Origin of the sequence: Formosa agariphila KMM 3901 (assembly GCF_000723205.1) — a bacterium.
In the GTDB taxonomy this organism is placed as follows: domain Bacteria; phylum Bacteroidota; class Bacteroidia; order Flavobacteriales; family Flavobacteriaceae; genus Formosa; species Formosa agariphila.
On sequence record NZ_HG315671.1, the window covers coordinates 1,326,267 to 1,350,380 of the forward strand.

At 33.4% G+C, this 24,114-nt stretch carries 19 protein-coding genes and 1 other RNA gene; 13 read left to right on the forward strand and 7 right to left on the reverse strand.

Translation table 11 applies throughout. The features are described 5' to 3' along the window. The first annotated feature begins 65 nt into the window (after positions 1-65). Together BN863_RS05595 and BN863_RS05600 are read left to right on the forward strand one after the other, a co-directional pair. Positions 66-974 carry a sugar phosphate isomerase/epimerase family protein gene (locus BN863_RS05595; protein ID WP_051774555.1) on the forward strand — a complete coding sequence of 303 codons (909 nt, stop codon included), beginning with the start codon at positions 66-68 and terminating at the stop codon, positions 972-974. 147 nt (positions 975-1,121) lie between these two features. After that, entirely contained in the window at positions 1,122-2,327 is a 1,206-nt protein-coding gene (locus BN863_RS05600; protein WP_038528357.1) for an AbiH family protein, read from the forward strand. A gap of 137 nt (positions 2,328-2,464) precedes the next feature. Here BN863_RS05600 and BN863_RS05605 read toward each other — a convergent pair whose 3' ends face one another. From BN863_RS05605 to BN863_RS05615, 3 genes are all read right to left on the reverse strand, one after another. Next, a complete protein-coding gene (locus BN863_RS05605) occupies positions 2,465-4,021 on the reverse strand; it encodes a hypothetical protein (RefSeq protein ID WP_038528360.1) in 1,557 nt (518 codons plus the stop codon). A 95-nt stretch (positions 4,022-4,116) separates the two neighbouring features. After that, positions 4,117-4,506: an acyl-CoA thioesterase gene (locus tag BN863_RS05610; protein WP_038528363.1), complete on the reverse strand. Its 390-nt coding sequence runs from the start codon at positions 4,504-4,506 to the stop codon at positions 4,117-4,119. Positions 4,507-4,509: 3 nt separating this feature from the next. After that, complete coding sequence (locus BN863_RS05615) at positions 4,510-5,547, reverse strand: glutaminyl-peptide cyclotransferase (protein ID WP_038528366.1); 1,038 nt, start codon at positions 5,545-5,547, stop codon at positions 4,510-4,512. An 87-nt stretch (positions 5,548-5,634) separates the two neighbouring features. Between BN863_RS05615 and ffs the strand changes: the two genes are divergently transcribed. From ffs to fsa, 3 genes are all read left to right on the forward strand, one after another. Then, positions 5,635-5,733: signal recognition particle sRNA small type (ffs, locus tag BN863_RS18230), an RNA gene on the forward strand. Positions 5,734-5,818: 85 nt separating this feature from the next. Beyond that, positions 5,819-6,622 carry an SDR family oxidoreductase gene (locus BN863_RS05620; RefSeq protein ID WP_038528369.1) on the forward strand — a complete coding sequence of 268 codons (804 nt, stop codon included), beginning with the start codon at positions 5,819-5,821 and terminating at the stop codon, positions 6,620-6,622. A 112-nt stretch (positions 6,623-6,734) separates the two neighbouring features. Then, positions 6,735-7,388, forward strand: a complete 654-nt coding sequence (fsa, locus tag BN863_RS05625; protein ID WP_038528372.1) for a fructose-6-phosphate aldolase — start codon at positions 6,735-6,737, stop codon at positions 7,386-7,388. A gap of 85 nt (positions 7,389-7,473) precedes the next feature. On the opposite strand, the gene BN863_RS05630 is transcribed toward fsa, so the two are convergent. Then, the gene (locus BN863_RS05630) at positions 7,474-8,892 is read right to left on the reverse strand and encodes a TlpA family protein disulfide reductase (RefSeq protein WP_051774557.1); all 1,419 of its coding nucleotides are present in this window, start codon (positions 8,890-8,892) and stop codon (positions 7,474-7,476) included. A gap of 164 nt (positions 8,893-9,056) precedes the next feature. Here BN863_RS05630 and BN863_RS05635 point away from each other — a divergent pair, with 164 nt between their 5' ends. Next, on the forward strand, positions 9,057-10,676 hold the full coding sequence (locus BN863_RS05635) for an ABC-F family ATP-binding cassette domain-containing protein (RefSeq protein ID WP_038528374.1): 1,620 nt from the start codon (positions 9,057-9,059) through the stop codon (positions 10,674-10,676). A 49-nt stretch (positions 10,677-10,725) separates the two neighbouring features. Here the strand turns inward: BN863_RS05635 and BN863_RS05640 are convergent, their stop codons facing one another. Beyond that, positions 10,726-10,962 carry a putative signal transducing protein gene (locus tag BN863_RS05640; protein WP_038528377.1) on the reverse strand — a complete coding sequence of 79 codons (237 nt, stop codon included), beginning with the start codon at positions 10,960-10,962 and terminating at the stop codon, positions 10,726-10,728. Positions 10,963-11,141: 179 nt separating this feature from the next. Between BN863_RS05640 and BN863_RS05645 the strand changes: the two genes are divergently transcribed. The 3 genes from BN863_RS05645 to BN863_RS05655 all read left to right on the forward strand — a co-directional run bounded on the left by BN863_RS05645 (position 11,142) and on the right by BN863_RS05655 (position 14,133). Beyond that, entirely contained in the window at positions 11,142-11,333 is a 192-nt protein-coding gene (locus BN863_RS05645; RefSeq protein ID WP_038528380.1) for a cold-shock protein, read from the forward strand. Positions 11,334-11,528: 195 nt separating this feature from the next. Then, on the forward strand, positions 11,529-11,720 hold the full coding sequence (locus BN863_RS05650) for a cold-shock protein (protein WP_038528383.1): 192 nt from the start codon (positions 11,529-11,531) through the stop codon (positions 11,718-11,720). A 265-nt stretch (positions 11,721-11,985) separates the two neighbouring features. Continuing rightward, positions 11,986-14,133, forward strand: a complete 2,148-nt coding sequence (locus BN863_RS05655; protein WP_038528385.1) for a S46 family peptidase — start codon at positions 11,986-11,988, stop codon at positions 14,131-14,133. A gap of 183 nt (positions 14,134-14,316) precedes the next feature. On the opposite strand, the gene pheT is transcribed toward BN863_RS05655, so the two are convergent. Then, positions 14,317-16,743 carry a phenylalanine--tRNA ligase subunit beta gene (gene pheT, locus BN863_RS05660; protein WP_038528386.1) on the reverse strand — a complete coding sequence of 809 codons (2,427 nt, stop codon included), beginning with the start codon at positions 16,741-16,743 and terminating at the stop codon, positions 14,317-14,319. Between the two features lie 121 nt (positions 16,744-16,864). On the opposite strand from pheT, the gene BN863_RS05665 reads away from it, so the two are divergent. Further along, a complete protein-coding gene (locus BN863_RS05665) occupies positions 16,865-18,079 on the forward strand; it encodes a peroxiredoxin family protein (protein WP_038528387.1) in 1,215 nt (404 codons plus the stop codon). A 1-nt stretch (position 18,080) separates the two neighbouring features. Here the strand turns inward: BN863_RS05665 and recG are convergent, their stop codons facing one another. After that, entirely contained in the window at positions 18,081-20,183 is a 2,103-nt protein-coding gene (recG, locus tag BN863_RS05670; protein ID WP_038528390.1) for an ATP-dependent DNA helicase RecG, read from the reverse strand. 82 nt (positions 20,184-20,265) lie between these two features. Here recG and BN863_RS05675 point away from each other — a divergent pair, with 82 nt between their 5' ends. From BN863_RS05675 to BN863_RS05685, 3 genes are read left to right on the forward strand one after another with little or no spacing between them, the layout of a single operon-like run. Next, entirely contained in the window at positions 20,266-22,284 is a 2,019-nt protein-coding gene (locus tag BN863_RS05675) for a M1 family metallopeptidase (protein WP_038528392.1), read from the forward strand. Next, on the forward strand, positions 22,281-23,186 hold the full coding sequence (locus BN863_RS05680) for a patatin-like phospholipase family protein (RefSeq protein ID WP_038528395.1): 906 nt from the start codon (positions 22,281-22,283) through the stop codon (positions 23,184-23,186). Before BN863_RS05675 ends, BN863_RS05680 begins: the two co-directional genes overlap by 4 nt. Next, entirely contained in the window at positions 23,183-24,112 is a 930-nt protein-coding gene (locus BN863_RS05685) for a patatin-like phospholipase family protein (RefSeq protein ID WP_038528396.1), read from the forward strand. The genes BN863_RS05680 and BN863_RS05685 overlap by 4 nt, the downstream gene beginning before the upstream one ends. Positions 24,113-24,114 lie beyond the last annotated feature (2 nt).

Sequence of the window (24,114 nt, forward strand, 5' to 3'; positions counted from 1 at the left end):
GATAAGAAAGTACAACGCTGTGTTATAGTTTCTTATTAAATTAAAAGTGATAAAAGTCGTGTCTTATGAAAGCATCAAATAACGAATCGTCAACATCAATTTCAAAAATTAGTCAAGCAGATGACACAGAAACTAAAGGTTTAAACCTGTCTATATTTTCTAAGCATTTAAAGTTTTTAGATTATAATAGCATGAGTGAAGCTGTGGCTGAAATGGGATTTGATGGAATAGATTTAACGCTAAGACCAAACGGACATGTTTTGCCAGAACGTGTAGAGGAGGATCTTCCAAAAGTTACCGAGGCTATGAAAGTCTTCGGTCTGAAGCCGAATATGATTTGTTCTAATGTTAAAGACGCTACTAATCCAGTCGATTTAAAAGTCTTGGAAGTTGCTAGTGCGTTAGGCTACACAAATTATAGACCAGATTTACTTACTTATACCGATGATAAAACAGTATTACAAGTTGTTGAAGATGCTAAAACATACTTTGCTGCTTTAGAAACATTGAATAAAAAGTTTGAAATAAGTGGTAGTTATATAAACCTTCCAGGTCAGTTTTTTGGTTCCGCGATTTGGGATTTACATAGTGGTTTAAACGGATTAAATCCGAAATATATAGGAAGTCAATACGATATTACACATGCCAGTATTGAAGGTGGTACAAACTGGGAAGTCGGTTTTAAACTGATTGCCCCTCATATTAATACTTTAGTAATTAAAGATTACAAATGGACAAAGAAAAATGGGCAGTGGAATTTTGAATATACACCTTTAGGAGAAGGTATGGTAGATTTTAAACGCTTTTTCACTCTCTTGAAAACTCATAATATCAATGTACCAATTTCAATTCATACTGAATATGATTTAGGAGGTGCAGAACGTGGTGAAACACCTAACATAGCTCATAAAGACGTTTTTAATAGAATTAAAAAAGATGTTGTGTTTGTAAGAGAACTATGGGAAGAAGTTTAATAATCAAGTGAGGTGTTTTAGAATGAGGTTGTTTTTTTAAGTCCAATTTTATTTTTGGCCTAATTAAAACTTAGAATAAAAAGATGTATTATTCTAAGTTGTTATCTTGTTGAGAATTAGACTTGTGAAATATTTTATAAAAAAACTATGCCGAAGATATTAATTACTGGAAATGGATTTGACTTAAGACTAGGATTACCCACATTTTACTGTGATTTTATAAAGATATTAAATTCACTTGAGGAAAATGAAATTGTTGATTTTGATTCTGTTTATAGTAATAGCTCTAATTATAAAATAATCAGAGATAATTATAGGAAATTTGATTTTAATCGCATGAAAATTAAGGAATTGAAATCTGAAATTCAAAATAATTTGTGGTTTCAGTTTTTTAAAAATGAATTTGAAATAGATACGTGGATTGACTTTGAAAATAAAATTGAATATGTATTAAAAAATTTGTTTATATCTGTGAAAAATTTGCAGGAGAATATATTCTCTAAAGGATCACTTCCAGAAGATAGAATTACTTACACAGCTGTATTGTTTAATAATAATGTTGAAATAATACAAGTTTTAAATAAATTTAACATTATTACTAAAAATGAAAGTTATAATGTTAAATTAAATGTGAATTATCTTATAAAGAAATATGATTTTTTTATAGATGTAGACCTTAATAAAATAACTAAAAGCTTAATTAAGGAATTAAAAGGTTTTAAAAAAATATTCAACATATATTTTGAGGTTTTTGTTTATCCACTTTATGAAAACAGAATAACGAAAGTTGATAAAACTTTTTTTTCTACAATTACAAATCACTATACATTTAATTATACACCTACTTTTGATAGAGTGTATGATAGTACCATTAAGACAGAGTTTTTACATGGGAAAATTAATTCAAAAGCTAATGAAATTGTGCTAGGAATTAATGAGATACCTAAAGCCGATTTAGATAAGAGATATTTTTTACCCTTTACAAAATATTATCAAAAATTAAATAGTAATACAGATTTTAAATTTATATCCAATCTTGAAAGAGAAAAAGATTCTAATTTTCAATTTTTCTTTTTTGGTCACTCTTTAGATAATTCTGACGAAGATTACATTAATGAAGTTTTTGATTTTATGAATAAATTAGAAACTGAAGTAAAAAAAATAATAATTATATATCATGATAAAGCGTCTAAATCAAAGTTATTAATCAACCTGTTAAATATTAGAGGTAAATATGAAATACAAAGACTAATGAGAAATGAAAATCTTATGTTCTTTAATATTGACTCGGTTGAATTGAAAAGTGAATTAACAAAAGATATTTCAAAATACCCACCAAATTATTATATATAAAATATTGGAGAGCATTCTATATTGTAATTTTACTTGTTGATTAACAAGTCTAGTTTTTAAAATAAGGATAAATTAAATGAGAAAATATGCAATTTTTTGAAATGAGTTTTTGATAGCTGATTTTTAACTATAATTGTTTACTCTTCTTCGAAAATAGTATGTTGATAGGCACCTAAATCGGGTGATGCTGTTCTGTTGTTGTTTAAAAGATCTACAGGCACTTGGTTTGCAAAATCTGAATTTCCTTGGTTAATTGCTTTTGAGTTTTCGCCAATAATTAATAGATTATTATTAGCGTCTTTAAACTCTGGGTCTTCATTAAAAATCATATTCTCGTAATGCGACACGTCATCGAAATCGTAATTTACTCCAGTGTAATTTGAGCTTGAAGTGTTTTGGAATCGTACCAAACAATTCGTGAATTTAAAATTGAAATCAACTTGCTCATCTTCTAATTCATCTAAAACAAACTCCGGATTGTCGTTTCCGTATATAATACAGTTATTAAAGTTAGCTTCGGCTAAATCGGTTATAAAAGCTGTGCCTTCTTCATCAAGCAGATAATTGTTAATTAACAACGCAGGATACTGTCTGTAACTGTTATTCCAATAATTAGCAATTGTAGCATGTGTTACATTATAACGACCACCAAAGGTAGCAGCGAAAGACGATTGTCCACTGTTGTTAATAATTAGATTTTCTGCAGTAATCGAGGTATTTCTTCCTAAAATTCCAAAATTACTACTGTTGTATATTTGTGTATTATTTAAGACTAATTTATTCTCGTTAGGGTTTCCTTCACTTAAAATGGCTACCGTTGCGTTTTTAATTGTAGCATAATTAATCGTATGATTTTTGCTGTTTTCGTATAACCAAATAGTTCCCCATTGTCCAGGAACATCCGAAAAATCAGATTCTAATCTGTCGCCTTCAAAAACAACTTCGTTTTCTAAAGTTTCTTGGTCGGTGCTATAACTTCCGTTTACTTGAAGCGATGCGCCTTCGCCAACAAATAATCCTGAATTAGCATGAAAGTGAAGTCGAGAACCAGCATCTATAGTTAGCGTTTCATTATTTGGTACAGCGGCATAACCGTAAATTACATAAGGTTTCTCGTTTGTAAAATTCAACTCTTCTGTAGTTAAGTAGCGCCCTTGAATTTCGGTAGATACCGTTTGCCCATCAATGTCTAACGTTAAGGTTTCAACGATACCATCATCATCTTTACTTGGGTAAATAAAAACCGCGTCTTTTACTAAGGTTACTAAATCTACTTTTTGTGAATGAGAACCTGAGGTAAATTCAATTTCATCGGTATATAAATAAGTCGCATCAGGGTTTTTAAAATCGTTATAATCTATTGTGGTTTCAATAAAAATATACATGCTGTCTTTAGCTAATATTTCTACATTTTCGAACACTTTACCCGACATGCCATCTACATTTAAGCGGTAATTAGAAGCTTCACCTTGCGCTAAAGTAAGAGATGGAATTAAAATATCTTCATTACTATTATTATACACTTTAAGATTATAGGTGCTTGAACCAATATTAGAAAATACAGTATCTAAATAAACCGTGTCTTTAGAAAAAGTTAGGGTACCATTACTCGTAGAAAAATCGAAATCTTTTCGGCAAGAACTCCAAAGCATTAAAAACAAAAAACATGAAATAAAATAGAAAATACGTTTCATAATAATAAACTGGTTCCCTAGCGGATTTTAGGTAAAAATATAACTTTTAAGCGATAAATAAATTTTAAATAGCTGATGTTAAATTGTAGTGTAAACTATATAAAAATATCTTTCACATCTTGAGGAATGCGAGTTGGACGTTTTGTTTTAGTATGTATTAAACACCAATGGGTTTCTGCGTTAAGCAAAAGTTTGTCGGTTATGTCGTGATATAATTCAACCACACGAATAGATTTTACACCAGCAGATTTTTTAATGTACGTTTTTAATCGTAATTCGTCGCCTAAAAGTGCTTCACCTTTATAATAAATGTGGTGTTCTATCACGACCCAAATGTATTGTTCTTGCATGTCTGGAGTTGCAGCTTGTTGCCAATGTCCTTTAGCTACATCCTGAATCCATTGTACATAACGCACATTATTTACATGGTTTAAGTCGTCTAAGTCGTCTTGTGTAACAGTTACCTTAAGTTCAAATTCTTTCATGAATTATTTCTTAAGTTTTACGTTTACTTCAAATAATTTATCCCAACGTTTTCCTGTAACAAATAAGGTTTTTGTAGTGTGATTAAAAGCCATACCGTTTAAAACATCTAGACCTTGGTGTTGTGTTACTTTCTTTTTAAGTGGTGTAAAATCGATAACGCCTTCTACAGCTCCGTTTTTAGGATTAATAATTGCCACACCATCTTTCTGATAAATATTGGCGTAAATTTTACCATCTATCCACTCTAATTCGTTTACACGTCCAATTTTTCCTTTATTGGTATACACTTGTATGTAACTTTTTTCTTCTAAAGTCTCAGGGTCAAGAATCCAAATTTTCTCGGTTCCATCACTCTTATATAATACTTTGCCATCGTTACAAATTCCCCAACCTTCTTTACTATTGTTGTATTTAAAACTAGATTTTTTTTCTAAGGTATTAACATCGTACACAAAACCAGTTCCTTTTTGCCATGTAAGCTGATAGAGCTTATCGTTTAAAATGGTTAAGCCTTCTCCAAAATATTCGTCGGCTAACTTTACGTTTTGTAAAACTTCACCAGTTTCATAATCGATTTTTCTAAGTTTCGATTCTTTATACTGCCCAGTACTTTCATACATTATATTATTATGAAATTCTAAACCTTGTGTATAAGACGTTATGTCGTGAGGGTAAGTGTTTAGTAATTCGTAAGTATAAACTTTAGGATTCTCGTCGTTTAAAATAAGTAGGGGAGTTGTGGTGGTTTGAGACTCACCATTGGTATACACCTTAGCTGTTATAATTTGTTTTCCTAGTTTATGCGTGCTTAAATCGGTGTTTTCTGAAATCTTAACGTCGTTAATAAAATAAGCCACCGAATCGATTTGAAGGTTTTTAGGGTTTTTTATAGATAATTTTAAGTCCTTATGAAGCGATATTCCGTTACCAGGAGCATTAGTTTGCAGAGAAAAATCACTTTTTTTGTCGTTAGAACTACTTCCGCAAGAAAATAATGTAGCTGTTAAAAATATGACAGTGAGTATGTTGCTAGCTTTCATTTGTAAATTTTAATTTTAAGCAATTTATTTATTTAAAATCAGTTAAAAAAATCATTGCGTAAAAATAAAAAGAATGTATATTTGCACCGGCAAGTCCTACACAACCAGCTCCTGTTGAATCCTCCAGGGCGGGAACGCAGCAAAGGTAAATGGTCGTAGCGGTGTGATGTAGGTAGCTTGCCTTTTTTTATGCCTTATAGTTTCCTAAATTTCTCTTCATTTTTCCTCATTTAAAATCGTATTTTTGTCAACTTAAACAGAGTAATATTTTATGTCTAAAGTTGTATTAATTACAGGTGGTTCCTCAGGAATAGGAAAATCTATTGGAGAGTTCTTAACCGAAAAAGGATTTAAAGTTTATGGCACCAGCAGGTCTCCAGAACGTTACACTTCAAGTAAATTTCCCATTTTAAAATTAGATGTAAAAGTAGTGTCTACCATTTCAGATTGTGTGCAATCACTTTTAGAACAGGAAGACCGTATCGATGTTTTAATTAATAACGCAGGCGTAGGTATTACTGGACCTTTAGAAGAAATTCCTTTAGAAGAGATGAAAAGTCATTTCGATACTAATTTCTTTGGACCTCTAGAAGTTATTAAAGCTGTTTTGCCACAAATGCGCAAGCAACATAGTGGTTTAATTATAAACGTAACATCTATTGCTGGTTACATGGGCTTACCATATCGAGGTATTTATAGTGCCAGTAAAGGAGCGCTAGAATTGGTAACTGAAGCATATAGAATGGAGCTTAAAAGCTTTAATATACAAATGACTAATGTGGCTCCTGGAGATTTTGCAACCAATATTGCTTCTGGACGTTTTCATGCTCCAGTTAACGAGAATTCTCCTTATAAAACAGCATATGGAAATACATTGAAATTAATGGATTCTCATGTCGATTCTGGTAAAGATCCTAAGATTATGGCTGAAGCTATTTTTAAGATTATTTCTACTAAGAACCCGAATGTACATTATAAAGTAGGGGAGTTTATGCAGAAGTTTTCAGTAGCACTAAAACGTATTTTACCAGATAAGATGTACGAAAAATTGTTGTTAAATCACTACAAACTCTAGTGAGTAAACGTTTAAGTAAAAAACTAAGGTTATTTTGCTAAAATTACATAAATAGCGTACATATTGTTGTAAATTAGCCACCTTATTATACAATTATATAAAACACAGAATAATGAAATTTTTTATTGATACAGCAAATTTAGCTCAAATTAAAGAAGCACAAGAGTTAGGTGTTCTTGATGGCGTAACTACAAACCCATCCTTAATGGCAAAAGAAGGTATTACTGGGCACGATAATATTTTAAAGCATTATGTAGACATTTGTAATATTGTTGAAGGTGATGTAAGTGCAGAAGTTATTTCAACAGATTTCGAAGGTATGGTAAGAGAAGGTGAGGCCTTAGCTGAATTACACGAGCAAATTGTTGTTAAATTACCAATGATAAAAGATGGTATTAAAGCGTGTAAATATTTTTCTGAAAAAGGAATTAGAACGAATGTAACTTTAGTATTCTCGCCGGGACAAGCACTATTAGCTGCGAAAGCTGGAGCAACATATGTATCTCCTTTTATTGGTCGTTTAGATGATATTTCTACAGATGGTTTAAACCTTATTGCTGAAATTCGCCACATATACGATAATTATGCTTTCGATACTCAAATCTTAGCAGCATCTGTACGTCATACGATGCATGTTATTGACTGTGCTAAATTAGGAGCAGATGTTATGACTGGACCATTAAGTTCTATCGAAGGGTTATTAAAACACCCACTTACAGATAGTGGTTTAGCTAAATTTTTAGAAGATTACCAAAAAGGAAATTAATTCCTAATAAATATTGATATAAAAAATCCTCAACACTGTGTTGAGGATTTTTTTATGCGATGATGTAATGTCTGTACTGTGTCTTTTATTGATTAATCATACCTAAAAGCTGTTCTTCAAAATCTTTAGAAAACATATTGGTATTACTATTTACAATGGTTAAATCTTTATTTAAAAGCATAACACGGTTAATAGAATTTAAAGCAAGCATTTGTCTTGAAAGTTCTGGATTCTTAAAGTGATACTCGTTTTTAAGCGGGTACTGGTATTGGTTTAAGTAATTAATCCATTCGTTTTCTCCTTTGTCAATATTCATGGCTATAAAATCAACTTCAGGGTATTTCTTCATTAATTCATGAGCCTTTTGGTGACTATCTAAAAAGTGTTTCTTAAAACTAAACGACCAAAAGTAAATCGCTGTTGGGCGTTTAATAAAATCGCTTAAGTACAGCTCTTCATTCTTATTATTAAGTACTAAAGTGTTGGGTAACTTGTTGCCAGGACTCAGTTTTTTTATAGATTTAATTAAGCTTTCTATTTGGTTATTGTACTTTACAGATGTGCTTTTTTCTAAATAAGATTCTAGATATGGCGTATAATCTTCAATGCGATTAGAAGAGTTTATATATCTTAAAGCAGCAAAGTTTAACAATGAGTTTTTTATAGAGTCATTTGAAACTAAACTGTCAATTAACTGGATTTTATCTAAGTTATAATCTAAAGACTTATTGTTGAATATACTATCGTTAGAATGACTAAAGTGTTTCTGTAGGGCGATGTTGTTAAAATGATATTTTAAAAACGTGAAGTATGGAAAATAATCTTTTAAATCTTCATCGTTATAATCAATATTAGCACGGTAATTGTAAAAGTCCTTTGGTAACGATTGCAAGTTTTTTAATTCGTTATTACCGTAATATGTAAAAGGGTAAAGCTCTTTTTGAGCGTAAAAATTATAATCTATATTCGCTTGTGCAATATGGTTAAAACGTTCAGAAGTTTTGTATTTAGCTGTAAAGTCGTCTAAATCCTCTTGAAAAACAGCTTTAATAGAATCTACTTTATGCTTAAAAACCTTCGGAGAGGCTTGACTGTATCTTAAAATCACAGGATTAATTTCCTCGTTTTGTAAAAACATCTTCATTAAATAGTTGTTTTCTTTGGCACCACGGCCTGTAAAAACAAGCGATTCATCGAAGTCTAAATTATTTAATCGGAATATAATGCTGTCGTTAGGTTCAAGAAAAATCATCTGTATTTCTCCACCATGTGAAAAGGTGTATAAACCTGAGTTTACAGGATTAATTTTAAATAAAAACCTGTTTTCTTGATCTAGGTTTACAGTGTCAATAACATTGTTGTCTTGAGTAATTACAACAAATCGATTACTGGGGTTTATAATTTCCCCACCAAGAAACGCACAAGATTCGTTGCCGTGTTTAGCATCCTTTTTACAGGCTGTAAAACATACTGAAAGTAAAATGATTAAGTAAAGGTGCTTCATAGAAAATGGCGCTCTTAGTTATAAGAAAATAAGATTAAGACAAACAAAAATATGCCTTGTAACCTACTTGCGCTGTTAATAGGGTGTTAAATATTATTAAGATATTATTTCTTTCGTGTAATCGATGTAATTTTCTACTTTTGCAGCAAATTAAAATTACATATATGTTATCAGTTTCAAATCTTTCCGTTCAGTTTGGAAAGCGTGTGCTTTTCGATGAAGTAAGTACAGTTTTTAATCAGGGAAATTGCTACGGAATTATTGGTGCTAATGGCGCTGGAAAATCTACCTTTCTTAATATAATTGCGGGTAAGCAAGAACCAACTTCGGGTCACGTTCATTTAGAGCCTGGAAAACGCATGTCGGTTTTAGAGCAAAACCACAACTTATACGACGAGCATACCGTTTTAGAAACCGTTATTATCGGGAACAAGCCACTGTTTAAAATTAAAACAGAAATAGATGCTTTATATGCCGATTATACAGATGAAAATGCTGAAAAAATTGGTGAGCTTCAAGTGCAGTTCGAAGAAATGAATGGTTGGAATGCCGATAGTGATGCTGCGGCATTATTGTCTAACTTAGGGATTAATGAAGAGCATCATTACACCTTAATGAAAGATTTAGATGGAAAGCAAAAGGTACGTGTGTTATTGGCACAAGCACTTTTTGGAAATCCAGATGTCTTAATTATGGATGAGCCTACCAACGACCTGGATTACGAAACTATTAGTTGGTTAGAGCATTTTATTGCAAACTTCGATAACTGTGTAATAGTGGTATCTCACGATAGACACTTTTTAGATGCCGTGTGTACACATATCTCTGATATCGATTTCGCTAAAATTAATCACTACTCAGGAAACTATACATTCTGGTACGAGTCGTCTCAATTAGCAGCAAGACAACATGCACAGCAAAACAAAAAAGCTGAAGAGAAGAAAAAAGAATTAGAAGAGTTTATCCGTCGTTTCTCTGCTAACGTTGCAAAAAGTAAACAAGCAACTAGTAGAAAGAAAATGATTGATAAATTGAATATAGAGGACATTAGACGTACAAGTAGACGTTATCCTGCTATTATTTTTGAACGCGATAGAGAAGCAGGTGATCAGATTTTGAATGTTGAAAATCTATCGGCTTCACTAGATGGAGATATCTTATTTAAAAACATCAACTTAAACCTTAATAAAGGCGATAAAGTGGTGGTGTATTCTAAAGATTCTAGAGCAACAACTGCATTTTATCAAATACTAAATAATAAAGAACAAGCAGATTCAGGGTCTTTCGATTGGGGTGTTACTACATCACAATCATATTTACCTTTAGATAACAGTGCGTTTTTCGACAATAATTTAACCTTAGTCGATTGGTTACGCCAATGGGCAACAACAGAGGAGGAGCGCGAAGAAGTATTTGTTCGTGGATTCTTAGGAAAGATGATTTTTAGTGGGGAAGAAGCTTTAAAAACATCTAATGTACTATCTGGAGGAGAAAAAGTACGTTGTATGTTAAGCCGAATGATGATGGTTAGAGCTAACGTATTAATGTTAGACGAACCAACTAACCATTTAGACCTAGAAAGTATTACAGCGTTTAACAACTCGTTAAAGAATTTTAAAGGAACAGTATTGTTCTCTACTCATGATCACGAATTTGCGCAAACTGTTGCAAACCGTGTAATTGAATTAACACCTAGCGGAATTATTGATCGTTATACAACGTTCGATGAATATATGTCTGATCCAAAAACAAAAGAACAGCGTAACAAAATGTACGCTGTCTAAGTTATAATTTAAAATATGACTTTAAAAACCCTGATTCGTCAGGGTTTTTTTATGCGTCTAATTCCGAGGCTGTTGCTTCAATAATTTTAGCAGCTGCTTGTTGCTCGTCTTTATTAACGTATAAATCTTGTTGACCCTGAATGGAGCTTCCAAAACCAGCTAATCTTCCAGATTCACTCTCGTCTTTAACAATAGCATTAATGCCTGCGGCTTCAAGATCTTGAACAATTCTCTGGGAGATAATAAAACTTCCTGTAAATACTCTTATATAATTTGAATCTTCCATAGTTTTAAAAATTTAGTTATACTTAAAGATACGAACTTTTCAATAATCTTTTCAAATCTTTTAAAAATAGGGTGTAAAGTGAAGAATTGAATATTTATTAAAAATAAAATAAAATTATAGCAGGTTATCTAATTTATAACACTACATTTGTAGTAATTATAATTATTTAATTTATTACAATGAACAAAGGAACAGTAAAATTCTTTAACGACTCAAAAGGATTTGGATTCATTATTGAAGACGACACAAACAAAGAACATTTCGTACACATCTCTGGATTAATTGACGAAATTCGCGAAGGAGATGCAGTAGAATTCGATTTACAAGAAGGTAAAAAAGGATTAAACGCAGTAAATGTAAAAGTAATCTAATACTTTCAGTAGTATATATACTTTTTAAGATCTTGAAACCCTATCAATTTATTGATAGGGTTTTTTTATGTTTATAAGTTAGATTTTCAATGTTTTATGTTGTATTTGAGTTAAAAATATAATTGCGTATTTATTTTGCTAAGTAGTTAATAATCTTAAATTTGTTACTATTATTAATATTATTTTTTTAAAACAGTGAAAAACGGAACAGTAAAATTCTTCAATGAATCTAAAGGATTTGGATTTATTACAGAAGAGGGTTCAAGCAATGAATACTTTGTACATGTATCTGGCTTAATTGACAGCATCGAAGAAGGAGATTCAGTTGAATTTGAATTAAAAGAAGGAAAAAAAGGATTAAACGCAATAAATGTAAAAGTAATTTAATTTTATTCTTTAATTTTTGACAAAAGAGGTCGTCTAAAACGTGTTTTTAGACGATTTTTTTGTTTAAAATCAGGCTTAACAACGCTTGGTTATTAAAGGTTGTTTTTTGTTTTAGTATAACGTTATGTAACTGTTGTTTTGGTTTAGTATTTATGTTCTAAAAGAAGTCTTGTATTCAATGCCAATCACGGTTTTAAAAGTGTTGTCTATTATAATCTGAACTTAAATTTCATTATTTTTATAGCCTTATTCAAAACAAAACAACATGAAGAAACTTGGACTTTTAATTATTGCATTCGTTATCGCTTTACCATCGGTAATGGCGAATGAAGGGATGTGGTTTTTAATACATATAGAGCGCTTAAATTATCGCGATATGCAAAAAATGGGGTTGCAATTAACTCCTGAAGAAATTTACAGTATAAACAATCAGAGTTTAAAAGATGCTATCGTACAGTTTAATGGCGGGTGTACAGCGAGTATTGTTTCTGATAGTGGTTTGGTTTTAACAAATCATCATTGTGGATATAGTGCCATTGCAGAATTATCTACAGCAGAACAAAATCATTTAAAAAACGGATATTGGGCAGCTTCTTTAGAGGAGGAGATGAAACCTGAAAGTTTATATGTGCGTTTCTTTGTACGTATGGACGATGTGTCTAAACGTATTCTTTCATTAGTTAATGATGAGATGACTGAAAAGGAACGAGAAGCTATAATAAATAAAGAAATAGCTAAAATTGAAGCAGAAAATAATGAAGGCGGAAAATATACCGTTTCGGTACGTTCTTTTTATCAAGGTAATGAGTATTATTACTTTGTTTACGAAGACTATAACGATGTTCGACTTGTAGGAACACCTCCAGAAAGTGTAGGTAAATTTGGTGGAGATACAGACAATTGGGAATGGCCAAGACATACTGGTGATTTTTCATTATTTAGAGTGTATGCTAACGATAATGGAGAGCCTGCAGAGTATTCTAAAACAAATGTGCCTTTAAAAGCTAAATACCACTTACCTGTAAATATAAACGGTGTTAAAGAAAACGACTTTGCCATGATTCTTGGTTATCCAGGTCGAACAAACCGTTGGATGCCTGCATCTGGTGTAGAACAAAACGTAAAGTATGCATATCCTGCATGGGTAGAAAGCTCTAAATTGGGTATGGATGTGTTTAAAAAATATATGGACCAAAGTGAAGAGGTAAATTTAATGTATGCCTCTAAATACGCTGGTGTTGCCAATTATTGGAAAAACCGTCAAGGTATGATTGATGCTTTAACGGCTCATAAAACTGTAGAAACAAAACGTAAAACAGAGAAGAAATTTGATAAATGGGCTAATAAGAAGAAAAATAAATCTAAGTACGGAGATGTTATAGAAAACATTAATACGTATTACGATTTAACAAATAAAAAAGCAAAGCAAGGAAATTATTTGGTTGGGCTACTGCGTACGAGTAAATTTGCGGCTTTACCATATAGTTTAGGGAAGAACTTAGAGTATTATGCTTCTCAAAATGAAGCTAAGCGTCAAGAGTTATTGCCTAAACTTCAAGCTTCAATCGATAATTCTTATAAGGATTTCTATTTGCCGTTAGAAAAAGAAGTCTTTGCTAAACAATTAGGGTTGTATGCTACAAAATCAAATTATCCACTTCCTAAAACGGTTTCAGCAGTAGGAGCTAAGACTAATAATGATTTTACAGCTTATATTAATTCTAGTTTCGATGAGAGTATGTTTTCTTCAAAAGAAAAAGTAGAAGCATTCTTAAAACAACCAGATGAAGCGCAGTTAAAGAATGATCCACTTTATATTTTATCTGGTGAATTATTAAGTAAATACAGAGAGCAGCCAGAAAATTTAGTACAGCCAGAAAATGATTTTGAAGCATCTTTTAGATTATTAGTAGAAGGTTTACGTGAATCTGGTTTAAGCGAAATACAATATCCAGATGCAAACTCTACGTTACGTTTGTCTTACGTAAAGGTGAGAGCTTTACCTGCAGATCCAAGAAACGATGCTAATGAAAATAATTATACTACGTTTAAAGGTATGATTAATAAATATAAACCAAACGACCCTGAATTCGATTTAGACCAAAGTATGCTTGATAGTTACGAAAAGAAAGATTTTGGACGTTATGCTAACGAATACGGACAGCTTCCTGTAAACTTTTTAACTGATAACGATATCACTGGAGGAAATTCAGGTTCGCCAGTAGTTAATGGAAATGGTGAATTAATTGGTTTAGCGTTCGATGGAAATATTGAAGCTATGGCAGGTGATGTTATATTCGATTCAGATTTACAACGCACCATAAATGTTGACATTAGATATGTGTTATGGTTAATTGATAAATACTCTAATGCAAAACATATTGTAGATGAGTTAACTATTATCAATAAATAGAAGACTCATTTCAGGTCGCTAAAAAGGAAATTGATTTGATTCCTTTTATTTACAATAAAACTATTTTAAATCTCAGACTATATTTTAGTCTGAGATTTTTTTTTGCTCATGGTGATTTATGTGAAGTAAATTAAGAGCATAAAAAAGCCTGCAATTGCAGGCTTTTTTATGAATATTTAGAGTTTATCTTAACTCAGCACCTAATTTGTTTTCGAAACTAGATTGTAGTTTAGACATGATCTTATCGATTTGTTTATCGGTAAGAGTCTTTTGTTCGTCTTGTAAAATAAAGCTCACTGCGTAGCTCTTTTTGCCGTTAGGTAAGTTTTTACCTTGGTATACATCAAACAAGTTTACCTCTTTTAAAAGTTGCTTTTCCGTTTGTTTTGCAATCGTATAAATCTCTTCAAAAGTTACTTGATCGTCTAGAAGTAAAGCAAAATCACGACGTACTTCTGGGTGCTTAGCAATCTCGGAGTATTTCGTTTTATTGTGTTTTACTAAATCAATAATAGCATCCCAATTAAAATCGGCGAATAAAACTTCTTGAGAGATATCAAAATGTTTTAAAATACTAGATTTAACTAAACCAAACTCCACTAATTTTGTTTTACCCAGACCTAATTGTAAGCCTTCAGCAAAAATATCATTAGAAATAGGAGATGTTCTATATCTGGTTAAACCTAAACGTTCTAAAACGGTGTTGATGATACCTTTCATAAAGAAGAAATCTCCTTTTTGAGGCGCTGAATTCCAGGTTTCAGAAGATTTATTTCCTGTTACAAACAATGATAAATGTTTATATTCTTCACGGTTTTCGCTATACTGGTGATATGTTTTTCCAAATTCAAAGAATTTTAAATTCGGACGTCTTCTGTTTATGTTATGAGATACAGCTTCTAGACCTGAAAACAATAACGACTGTCTTAATGCAGATAAATCGTTACTTAAAGGGTTTAACATGCTTATGTTATGCTCAGCTTTTAACTGCTCGCTCAAGTTAACATAATCTGGCGATGTTAAAGAGTTGGCCATGATCTCGTAAAAACCTTGTGCAGCCAATTGGTTTCCTATGGTGTTCTGAACTTTATGATCTTCAAAACGAGACGAATTAGAAATAGATGCATTTAATTTTTCAGTCGTTTTTACATTGTTGTAACCGTAAACACGTAATATTTCTTCAATAACATCAGCTTCACGTTGTACGTCATTTCTGTAAGCCGGAATAGTAAGTCCTAAGCCAGTTTCTGTAACATTGTTAATCTTGATATCTAAAGACATTAAAATGCGTTTAATAACATCTTTAGGGATTTCTTCACCAATAAGACGTTTTGCATTGTCAAAACTTAAACGAACTTGGAAATCTTCTATTTTATTGCTGTATGAATCTTCAATATCACTTGAAATTTCACCACCTGCAACTTCAATTATAAGTAATGCTGCACGTTTTAAAGCGTACTCGCATAAATTAGGGTCTATTCCTCTCTCAAATCTAAAAGAAGCATCTGTATTTAAACCATAACGTTTAGCGGTTTTTCTAACACTAACCGGATTAAAGTAAGCACTTTCTAAGAAAATATTAGTAGTGTTTTCTGTAACTCCAGATTGCTCGCCACCAAAAACTCCAGCAATGCACATTGGTTTTTCGGCGTCACAAATCATTAAATCATCTTCGTGTAGGGTACGCTCTATACCGTCTAAAGTAGTAAATTTCGTTCCAGCTTCAACCGTTTTTACAATCACTTTCTGACCAGAAATTTTATTAAAATCGAAAGCGTGAAGCGGTTGTCCTAAATCGTGAAGCACATAGTTTGTAGCATCTACAACATTATTTTTAGGCGTTAAACCAATCGCTTTAAGTCGGTTTTTTAACCATTCTGGAGATTCTTCAACTTTAATTCCAGAAATACTAACGCCACAGTAACGTGGCGCTAATTCTTTATTTTGTACATCGACATCTACACGAAATGTTCTGTTATTCACATGAAACGCGCTAACAGAAGGTGTAATAAGCTCGGCGTGAATTTCTTTTTGTAACAAACCGGCTCTTAAATCACGTGCTGTACCATAATGACTCATGGCATCGGCACGGTTTGGTGTTAATCCAATTTCGAAAACCAAATCATTTTCAACATCAAATATATCTGCTACAGCTGTTCCTACTTTTAAATCGGCATCTAAAACCATAATACCATCATGAGACTTCCCAAGACCAAGTTCATCTTCGGCGCAAATCATTCCAAAACTTTCTTCGCCTCTAATTTTACCTTTTTTAATGGTCCAAGCTTCACCGGTTTCAGTATATAAAGTCGTGCCAATAGTAGCAACAGGAACTTTTTGTCCAGCATCTACATTTGGTGCACCACATACAATTTGTACAGGAGCTTCTGCGCCAATATTTACGGTTGTAATTTTTAATCTATCAGCATTCGGGTGCTGTATGCAAGTTAATACTTCACCTACAACAATGCCTTCTAGGCCTCCTTTTACAGATTGAAACGAGTCTATGCCTTCAACCTCTAGGCCAAGGTCGGTTAAAAGTTCTCCGGTTTGCTCTGCAGACCAGTCAGTTTTAATAAATTGTTTTAACCAATTGTATGAAATCTTCATGTAAAGCGTGTTTTCTTAAAAGCGCAAAGATAGTAATACTTCAACGTCTATAAAATTGTAAAATGTTTTTTTATTGTAAGGAATTTGATGTTTCTTCGAATACTAATTAAAACTATATTCTATGCGTTATTTTTTATTGCTAAGTGTTGCAATATGTCTATTTAATTGTAAACAACCTGAATCTGAAAAACTTGAAGAAGGCATGTGGAGGGCGACAATTGAAGCTCAAGATTCTGAGGTTTTACCTTTTAATTTTGAGGTGGTTAACGATAGTACGCTTACCGTGTTTAATGCCGAAGAAGAAATTAAAGTAGACGAGATTTCTTTTAAAAACGATAGTGTAATTATAAAACTACCAGTGTTTGAAGGGTATTTAAAAGCGAAACTCACAGCGGGAAAATCGTTAAACGGATTCTTTATTATAGATGAATTAAAGCGTGCTGTGCCATTTAAAGCTGAATATGGCGTATCTCATAGATTTGAAACCAGCAAAAAAGCCGAGGTAAACGTCGACGGTATTTGGGAAACAACCTTTTCTCCAGACAGCCCTGATGATAAATATAAAGCCAAAGGTATATTTAAGCAGGATGGCGATAGAGTTACGGGAACATTTAGAACGACTACCGGAGATTATCGTTTTTTAGAAGGTAGTGTTGAAGGCAATACCATGAAGCTATCTGCTTTCGACGGTGCTCATGCGTTCTTGTTTACGGCAGATGTGAACGATAGTACAATGACTGGAACGTTTTATTCGGGGAATCATTTTAAAGAGTCGTTTAAGGCTAAACGTAATGGTATGTTTGAATTAGCCGACGCCGATTCTTTAACCTTTTTAAAGCCAGGATACGATGCTTTAGCATTTACTTTCTCTGATGCTTCTGGAAATATGGTGTCTTTGTCTGATGCGCAATTTAAAAATAAAGTGGTTGTGGTGCAGTTAATGGGGACGTGGTGTCCAAATTGTTTAGACGAAAGTAAATATTTTGTAGAGTATTTAAAAGCTAATAACTCTGATGATATTGCGTTTATAGGACTTGCATTTGAATATGCCAAAACGAAAGAAAAAGCCTTTGAAAACATCCAACGTTTAAAATCGAGATTAGGTATTACATATCCTATTTTATTGGCACAATATGGGTCTACAAATAAAAAATCGGCTCAAGAAAAACTCCCTATGTTGAATCATGTGTTGTCTTATCCAACGGCGATTTATATCGATAAAAAAGGAAAGGTTAGAAAAATACATACTGGGTTTAATGGACCTGCTACAGGAGATTTATATGATGATTATAAGTCTGACTTTAAATCGTTTATAGATAAATTACTAAACGAATAGTTTAACTAATGTAATTCCAAATATTTTTATATTTCGCTAATTGCTGATAGGTGAAAAGTATAGGACGATGCTGGTCTTTAATAAGTCTAGGGTCGTCTTTTAAAATGTTTTTTGCGTGAAAACGAGCGAGTTTTAAAATGTCGTTATCTTTAATGATATCTGCAATTTTAAGGTTTAAAATACCGCTTTGTTGCGTGCCCATAATGTCTCCAGGACCACGTAAACGCAAGTCGACTTCGGCAATTTCGAAACCGTCACTGGTTCTTACCATGGTCTCTAAACGGGTCTTGCTATCGTTACTTAGTTTATGACTCGTCATTAAAATACAGAAACTCTGTTCTGCACCACGACCTACACGACCGCGCAACTGGTGTAGTTGCGATAATCCAAAACGCTCGGCACTTTCAATAATCATAACCGACGCATTCGGGACGTTTACCCCCACTTCAATAACCGTTGTGGCAACCATAATCTGAGTTTCTCCTTTTATAAACCGTTGCATTTCAAACTCTTTATCGGCGGGTTTCATTTTTCCGTGTACTATTGAGATTTGGTATTTCGGACTAGGGAAATCGCGAGCTATGCTTTCGTAGCCATCCATCAAATCTTTATAATCCATGTTTTCGCTTTCTTGAATCAGCGGATAAACTATATAAACTTGGCGCCCTTTATCTATTTCGTCTCTTATAAATCGTAATACTTTTAATCGGTTAGAATCGAAACGATGCACCGTTTTTATGGGTTGTCTTCCTGGTGGTAACTCATCGATTATAGAGATGTCTAAATCACCATAAACAGACATGGCTAAAGTCCTCGGAATTGGCGTTGCCGTCATCACTAAAATGTGAGGGGGCACATGGTTTTTATGCCACAATTTACTTCTTTGTGCAACTCCAAAACGGTGTTGTTCGTCTATAATAGCAAGTCCTAAATTCTTAAATTTCACCTTATCTTCTAGTAGCGCATGCGTACCAATTAAGATGTCTAATTCGCCATTTTCGAGGGCTTCATGAATGATTCGTCTATCTGAAGTTTTAGTTGAACCCGTGAGTAGTTTTATGCTGATATTTAGTTCTTTACACAGGTCATGTAATCCGTTGTAGTGTTGGACTGACAAAATTTCAGTAGGCGCCATCAAGCAAGCTTGAAAACCGTTGTCAAGTGCGATTAACATTGACATGAGGGCGACTATGGTCTTCCCCGAACCCACATCGCCTTGTAAAAGCCGATTCATTTGCGCATTACTACCTAAATCGGCACGAATTTCTTTAATCACACGTTTCTGTGCGTTGGTTAAATTGAATGGTAAATGGTGTTTAAAGAAGGTGTTAAAATATTCGCCAACTTGGTCGAAAGGAAAGCCTTTTATTTTCGATTTATGAATTAGATTTTTCAGAATTAATTGCAACTGAATGTAGAATAATTCTTCAAATTTTAATCGGAATTGTGAGCGTGCTAAGAGCTCTTGGTTTTTCGGAAAATGGACATTAAAAAGTGCTTCAGATTTTGAAACCAATTTTAGTTCGGTTAATAAATCACGAGACAACGTTTCTTCAAATTTACCATGAGTTTCTAAAAATAACTGTTGCATGATTTTACTCATCACTCGATTGGTAATTCCTTTGTTCGATAATTTTTCGGTCGATGGGTAAACAGGTTGCATGGCCGAACGCAGGTTTTTCTCATGGTCTTCTAATAGTTCCATTTCCGGATGTGGCATGCTAAAGTTGGTACCAAAAGCATTAGCTTTTCCAAACACCACATAATCGGTATTTAATTTAATACTTTCTTTAAGCCATTTTGCGCCACGAAACCAAACGAGTTCCATCGCTCCAGAGTCGTCTCGAAATGTAGCAACTAAGCGTTTTCCTTTGCCTTGCGAAACTTCCTTAAGTCCGGTAACGCGCCCAATAATTTGTACATCGGCATTGTTACGCTGTAATTGAGCGATTTTGTAATATTGAGTTCGGTCTAGATAACGATTAGGAAAGAGATTAATTAAATCCTGATAGGTATGTATGCCAAGTTCTTTTCTAAGTAAATCGGCACGATTTGGGCCGACACCTTTTAAGTAGTCAATTGGGGTTTGAAGCTTGGAATTCATAAAAACGAAGATAAATCTTATACTTGAAACATAAAACCCTAATTTTTACGAATTTTACTAAAACCTTTGTTATATTTAAGATATGAAGCATTTTTTATACCTTTTAATTGGGATATTCAGTAGTGTGTTGTGGAGTCAACAAATTGATGTGATTGATTTTAAGTCGATTACTGCACAAGTGTCTATTCAGCCTTTGGAGAGAGAAATTTCAGGTAAGGTATCGTATGTTTTTGATGTATTACATGCTACAGATTCTATTTTTATTGATGCTCAGCAGATGCACATTTCAAAAGTAACCTTAAATAAACAAGACATAGCCTTTACAAACGATGGTAAAAAACTGTGGATACTGTCTGATTTTGAAAGAAGTGATAATAATACGCTGAAGTTAGAATATACTGCAACCCCTAAAAAGGCCATGTATTTTGTAGGATGGGAATACGACGGCCGACAGCAAGTTTGGACGCAAGGCCAAGGGAAATACACGAGTAATTGGTTGCCGAGTTTCGACGATATGAATGAAAAAACAACCTTAGACCTGACTGTGAACTTTCTTGATGGCTATGAGGTTATTGCAAATGGTGAATTAATAGAAAAAGTAAAATTGGAAGATGATTTAACATCTTGGCGGTATGTATCGACCAAGCCTATGAGTAATTATTTGTTTGCCATTGCCATTGGAAAATACGATAAGAAAATACTCGAATCTAAAAGCGGAATCCCTTTAGAATTGTATTATTATCCAGAAGATGTTTCTAAAGTAGAACCAACATACAGATACAGTGCACAGCTATTTAATTTTTTGGAAACAGAAATTGGTGTGCCGTATCCCTGGGACAATTATAAGCAAATTCCGGTGGCAGATTTTCTGTATGCAGGCATGGAAAATACCACGGCAACCATTTTTTCTGATGCCTTTGTGGTAGATGACATTGGTTTTGTAGATAGAAATTACGTCAACGTAAATGCTCATGAGTTGGCACACCAATGGTTTGGTGATTTAGTTACCGAAACTTCGGGGACGCACCATTGGTTGCAAGAAGGATTCGCGACCTATTACGCGTTACTGGCCGAACGCGATATTTTTGGTAACGATTATTACAAAATGCGCTTGTATGAATATGCAAAGGAATTAGAAGCTCAGGATGCTAGCGGACAAAGTACAGCCTTGTTAAATGCGAAATCGAGCAGTACAACGTTCTATAAAAAAGGAGCGTGGCTCTTGCATGCTTTGCGTGTAAAAGTGGGCGATAAGGCTTTTAAAATGGCTGTTAGGCAATATTTGGAAGCACATCAGTTTAATAATGTCGAGACAGACGATTTTATTAAGGCGGTAGAAGCGACTAGCGGTGAAAATTTAGATGCGTTTTTCGATTTGTGGTTAAACACCGTAGAATTTCCAAAGGAGTCTATTGTTGAAAATGCTAAAGACGATATGAGTTTTTACATCAAGCATTTGGAGCATATTGAATGTTCGGTCGATAAAGACGTCGATTTTTTAATGGACGCTTCTAAGTTTTATTATGAAAAACAGGAAATCATAAAAAAATATCCTGAATTAATCACGGAATCGGTATTGCTTGAAAATGGTGTAGAAGTGCGTCAAACCATTGCTCAAACCTTGAGAACGATTCCTTCAGAATTGCAATCGGCTTACGAAACCTTGTTAAGCGATAAATCGTATCAGACTCAGGAAATGGCCTTATACAATTTGTGGTCTAACTTTCCGGATAAACGCGCTACATATTTAGAAGAAACAAAAGGACGTGTTGGTTTTAAATCTAAAAATATCAGACAATTGTGGTTGGTTTTAGCCTTGTCGACTCCAGAGTTTGAAGCCGACAAGAATGCATCTTACATCAATGAATTAATCAGTTATACAGGACCGGAATACGATTTTGAAGTTCGTGAGTTGGCTTTTAGTTATGTCGATGCGCTTCAGTTGTATAATGAAGATTCAATTATAAATATCAAGCAAGCAACAACACATCACAATTGGCGACTAAGCAAAATGGCCAAGCAATTGCTATCGGCCTTAGAAACACAGCCAAAGTATAAAGCTATTTTAAGTCAGTTAGAAACACAATCTACAACACCATGAGAGCGCTTGTAATTTCGGGAGGAGGAAGTAAAGGTGCATTTGCAGGAGGTGTGGCTCAATATCTTATAGAACATAAAAAACATAATTACGACCTTATTATCGGGACATCTACGGGAAGTTTGTTGGCTTCTCATTTGGCGCTTAAGAAAGTGGAGAAAATTAAAGGCATTTATACAAGTGTTACTCAAGACGATATATTTAATAGCTGTCCGTTTTTAATCAAAAAAAAGAGAGGTGTCGAAACCATTAGCATTAATCATGTGAATGTGTTGCGCAATATTTTAAACGGAAATAAAACATTCGGAGAGAGTTTAAACCTAAAGAAACTGATTAAAAAAGTATTTACCCCAGCCGAATTTTCAGAACTAAAACAAAGCGGGACCGATGTGGTGGTCACGGTTTCGAACTTATCTATTAATCAAACGGAATATAAATCGCTTAAAGATTTTGAATACGACGAGTTTTGCGAGTGGATTTGGATTTCGTGCAATTACACTCCGTTTATGAGTTTGGTGCAAAAGAATAGTTTCGAATATGCCGATGGAGGTTTAGGGTCTATGGTGCCTATAGAAGAAGCTATAAAACGCGGTGCCAAAGTAGTAGATGCTATTATTTTACAAACCGAAGTCACTCAATTTAACCGCATGCCATCCTTAAATGCTTTTTCGTTACTTACCAATATGTTTGCGTTTATGCTGGACCGTATCGAGAGTCAGAATATAAAAATCGGGAAATATGTTGCCACAAATAACGATGCGATTATTAACTTGTATTACACGCCAACCATATTAACCACAAACTCTTTAATTTTTAATAAAAAGAATATGATTAAGTGGTGGCAAAGTGGATTTGAATTTGCCAAATATAAAAATGATGAAATTAGCCAATTAGAAAACATATGAGAGCATTAGTAATTTCGGGAGGCGGAAGTAAAGGTGCCTTCGCGGGTGGTGTCGCCCAATATTTAATAGAACGCAACAAGCGTGAATACGATATGTTTTTGGGGACATCTACAGGAAGTATGTTAATTCCGCATTTGGCTACGGGCGATTTAAAAAAATTGCATAAAATGTATACCAATGTCACGCAACATGATATTTTTAGCGTGAGTCCATTTATTCAACGCAAAAAGGAAGGCCGTGAGTATGTAACTATTAATTATTTGAGTTCCATACTTCAGTTTATTAAACGGAAACGGACGTTTGGAGAGAGTAAATCTTTAAGGCGAAACATTAAAAAGAATTTCACTTTAGAAGAATACAATCTCATTAAACGCACTAAGGAAGATGTGGTTGTAACGGTTACCAATTTGTCTAAAAGTAAAGTCGAGTACAAGTCTATTCATGATTATTCCTATGAAGAATTTTGCGAATGGATATGGATTTCCTGTAATTACATACCGTTTATGTCTTTAGCGACAGTAAATGGTTACGAATATGCCGATGGCGGATTTTCGTGTGTAGTGCCTATTCAAGAAGCCATAAAACGTGGAGCCACAGAAATTGATGCGGTTATTTTGGAATCGGAACAAATGAAAAAAAATAAGGTCTTAGGAAAAAATCCGTTTTCATTAATGATGAATTTATTCGGTCATTTATTAGACCAAGTAGAACAGCATGATATTGTGATAGGAAAACTCGCCGCGATTCAGAAAACGGTAAAGCTTAACTTGTATTACACGCCTACCAAACTCACCGAGAACTCTTTGATTTTTAGCAAACCCTTAATGGAAAAATGGTGGAAACAAGGCTACGAATACGCCGAAGAAAAACATTTTAACGGGTCGACTTCTGATTTAGAGGTTAAGGGAAAGAGCGGTGTTTTGTGAAC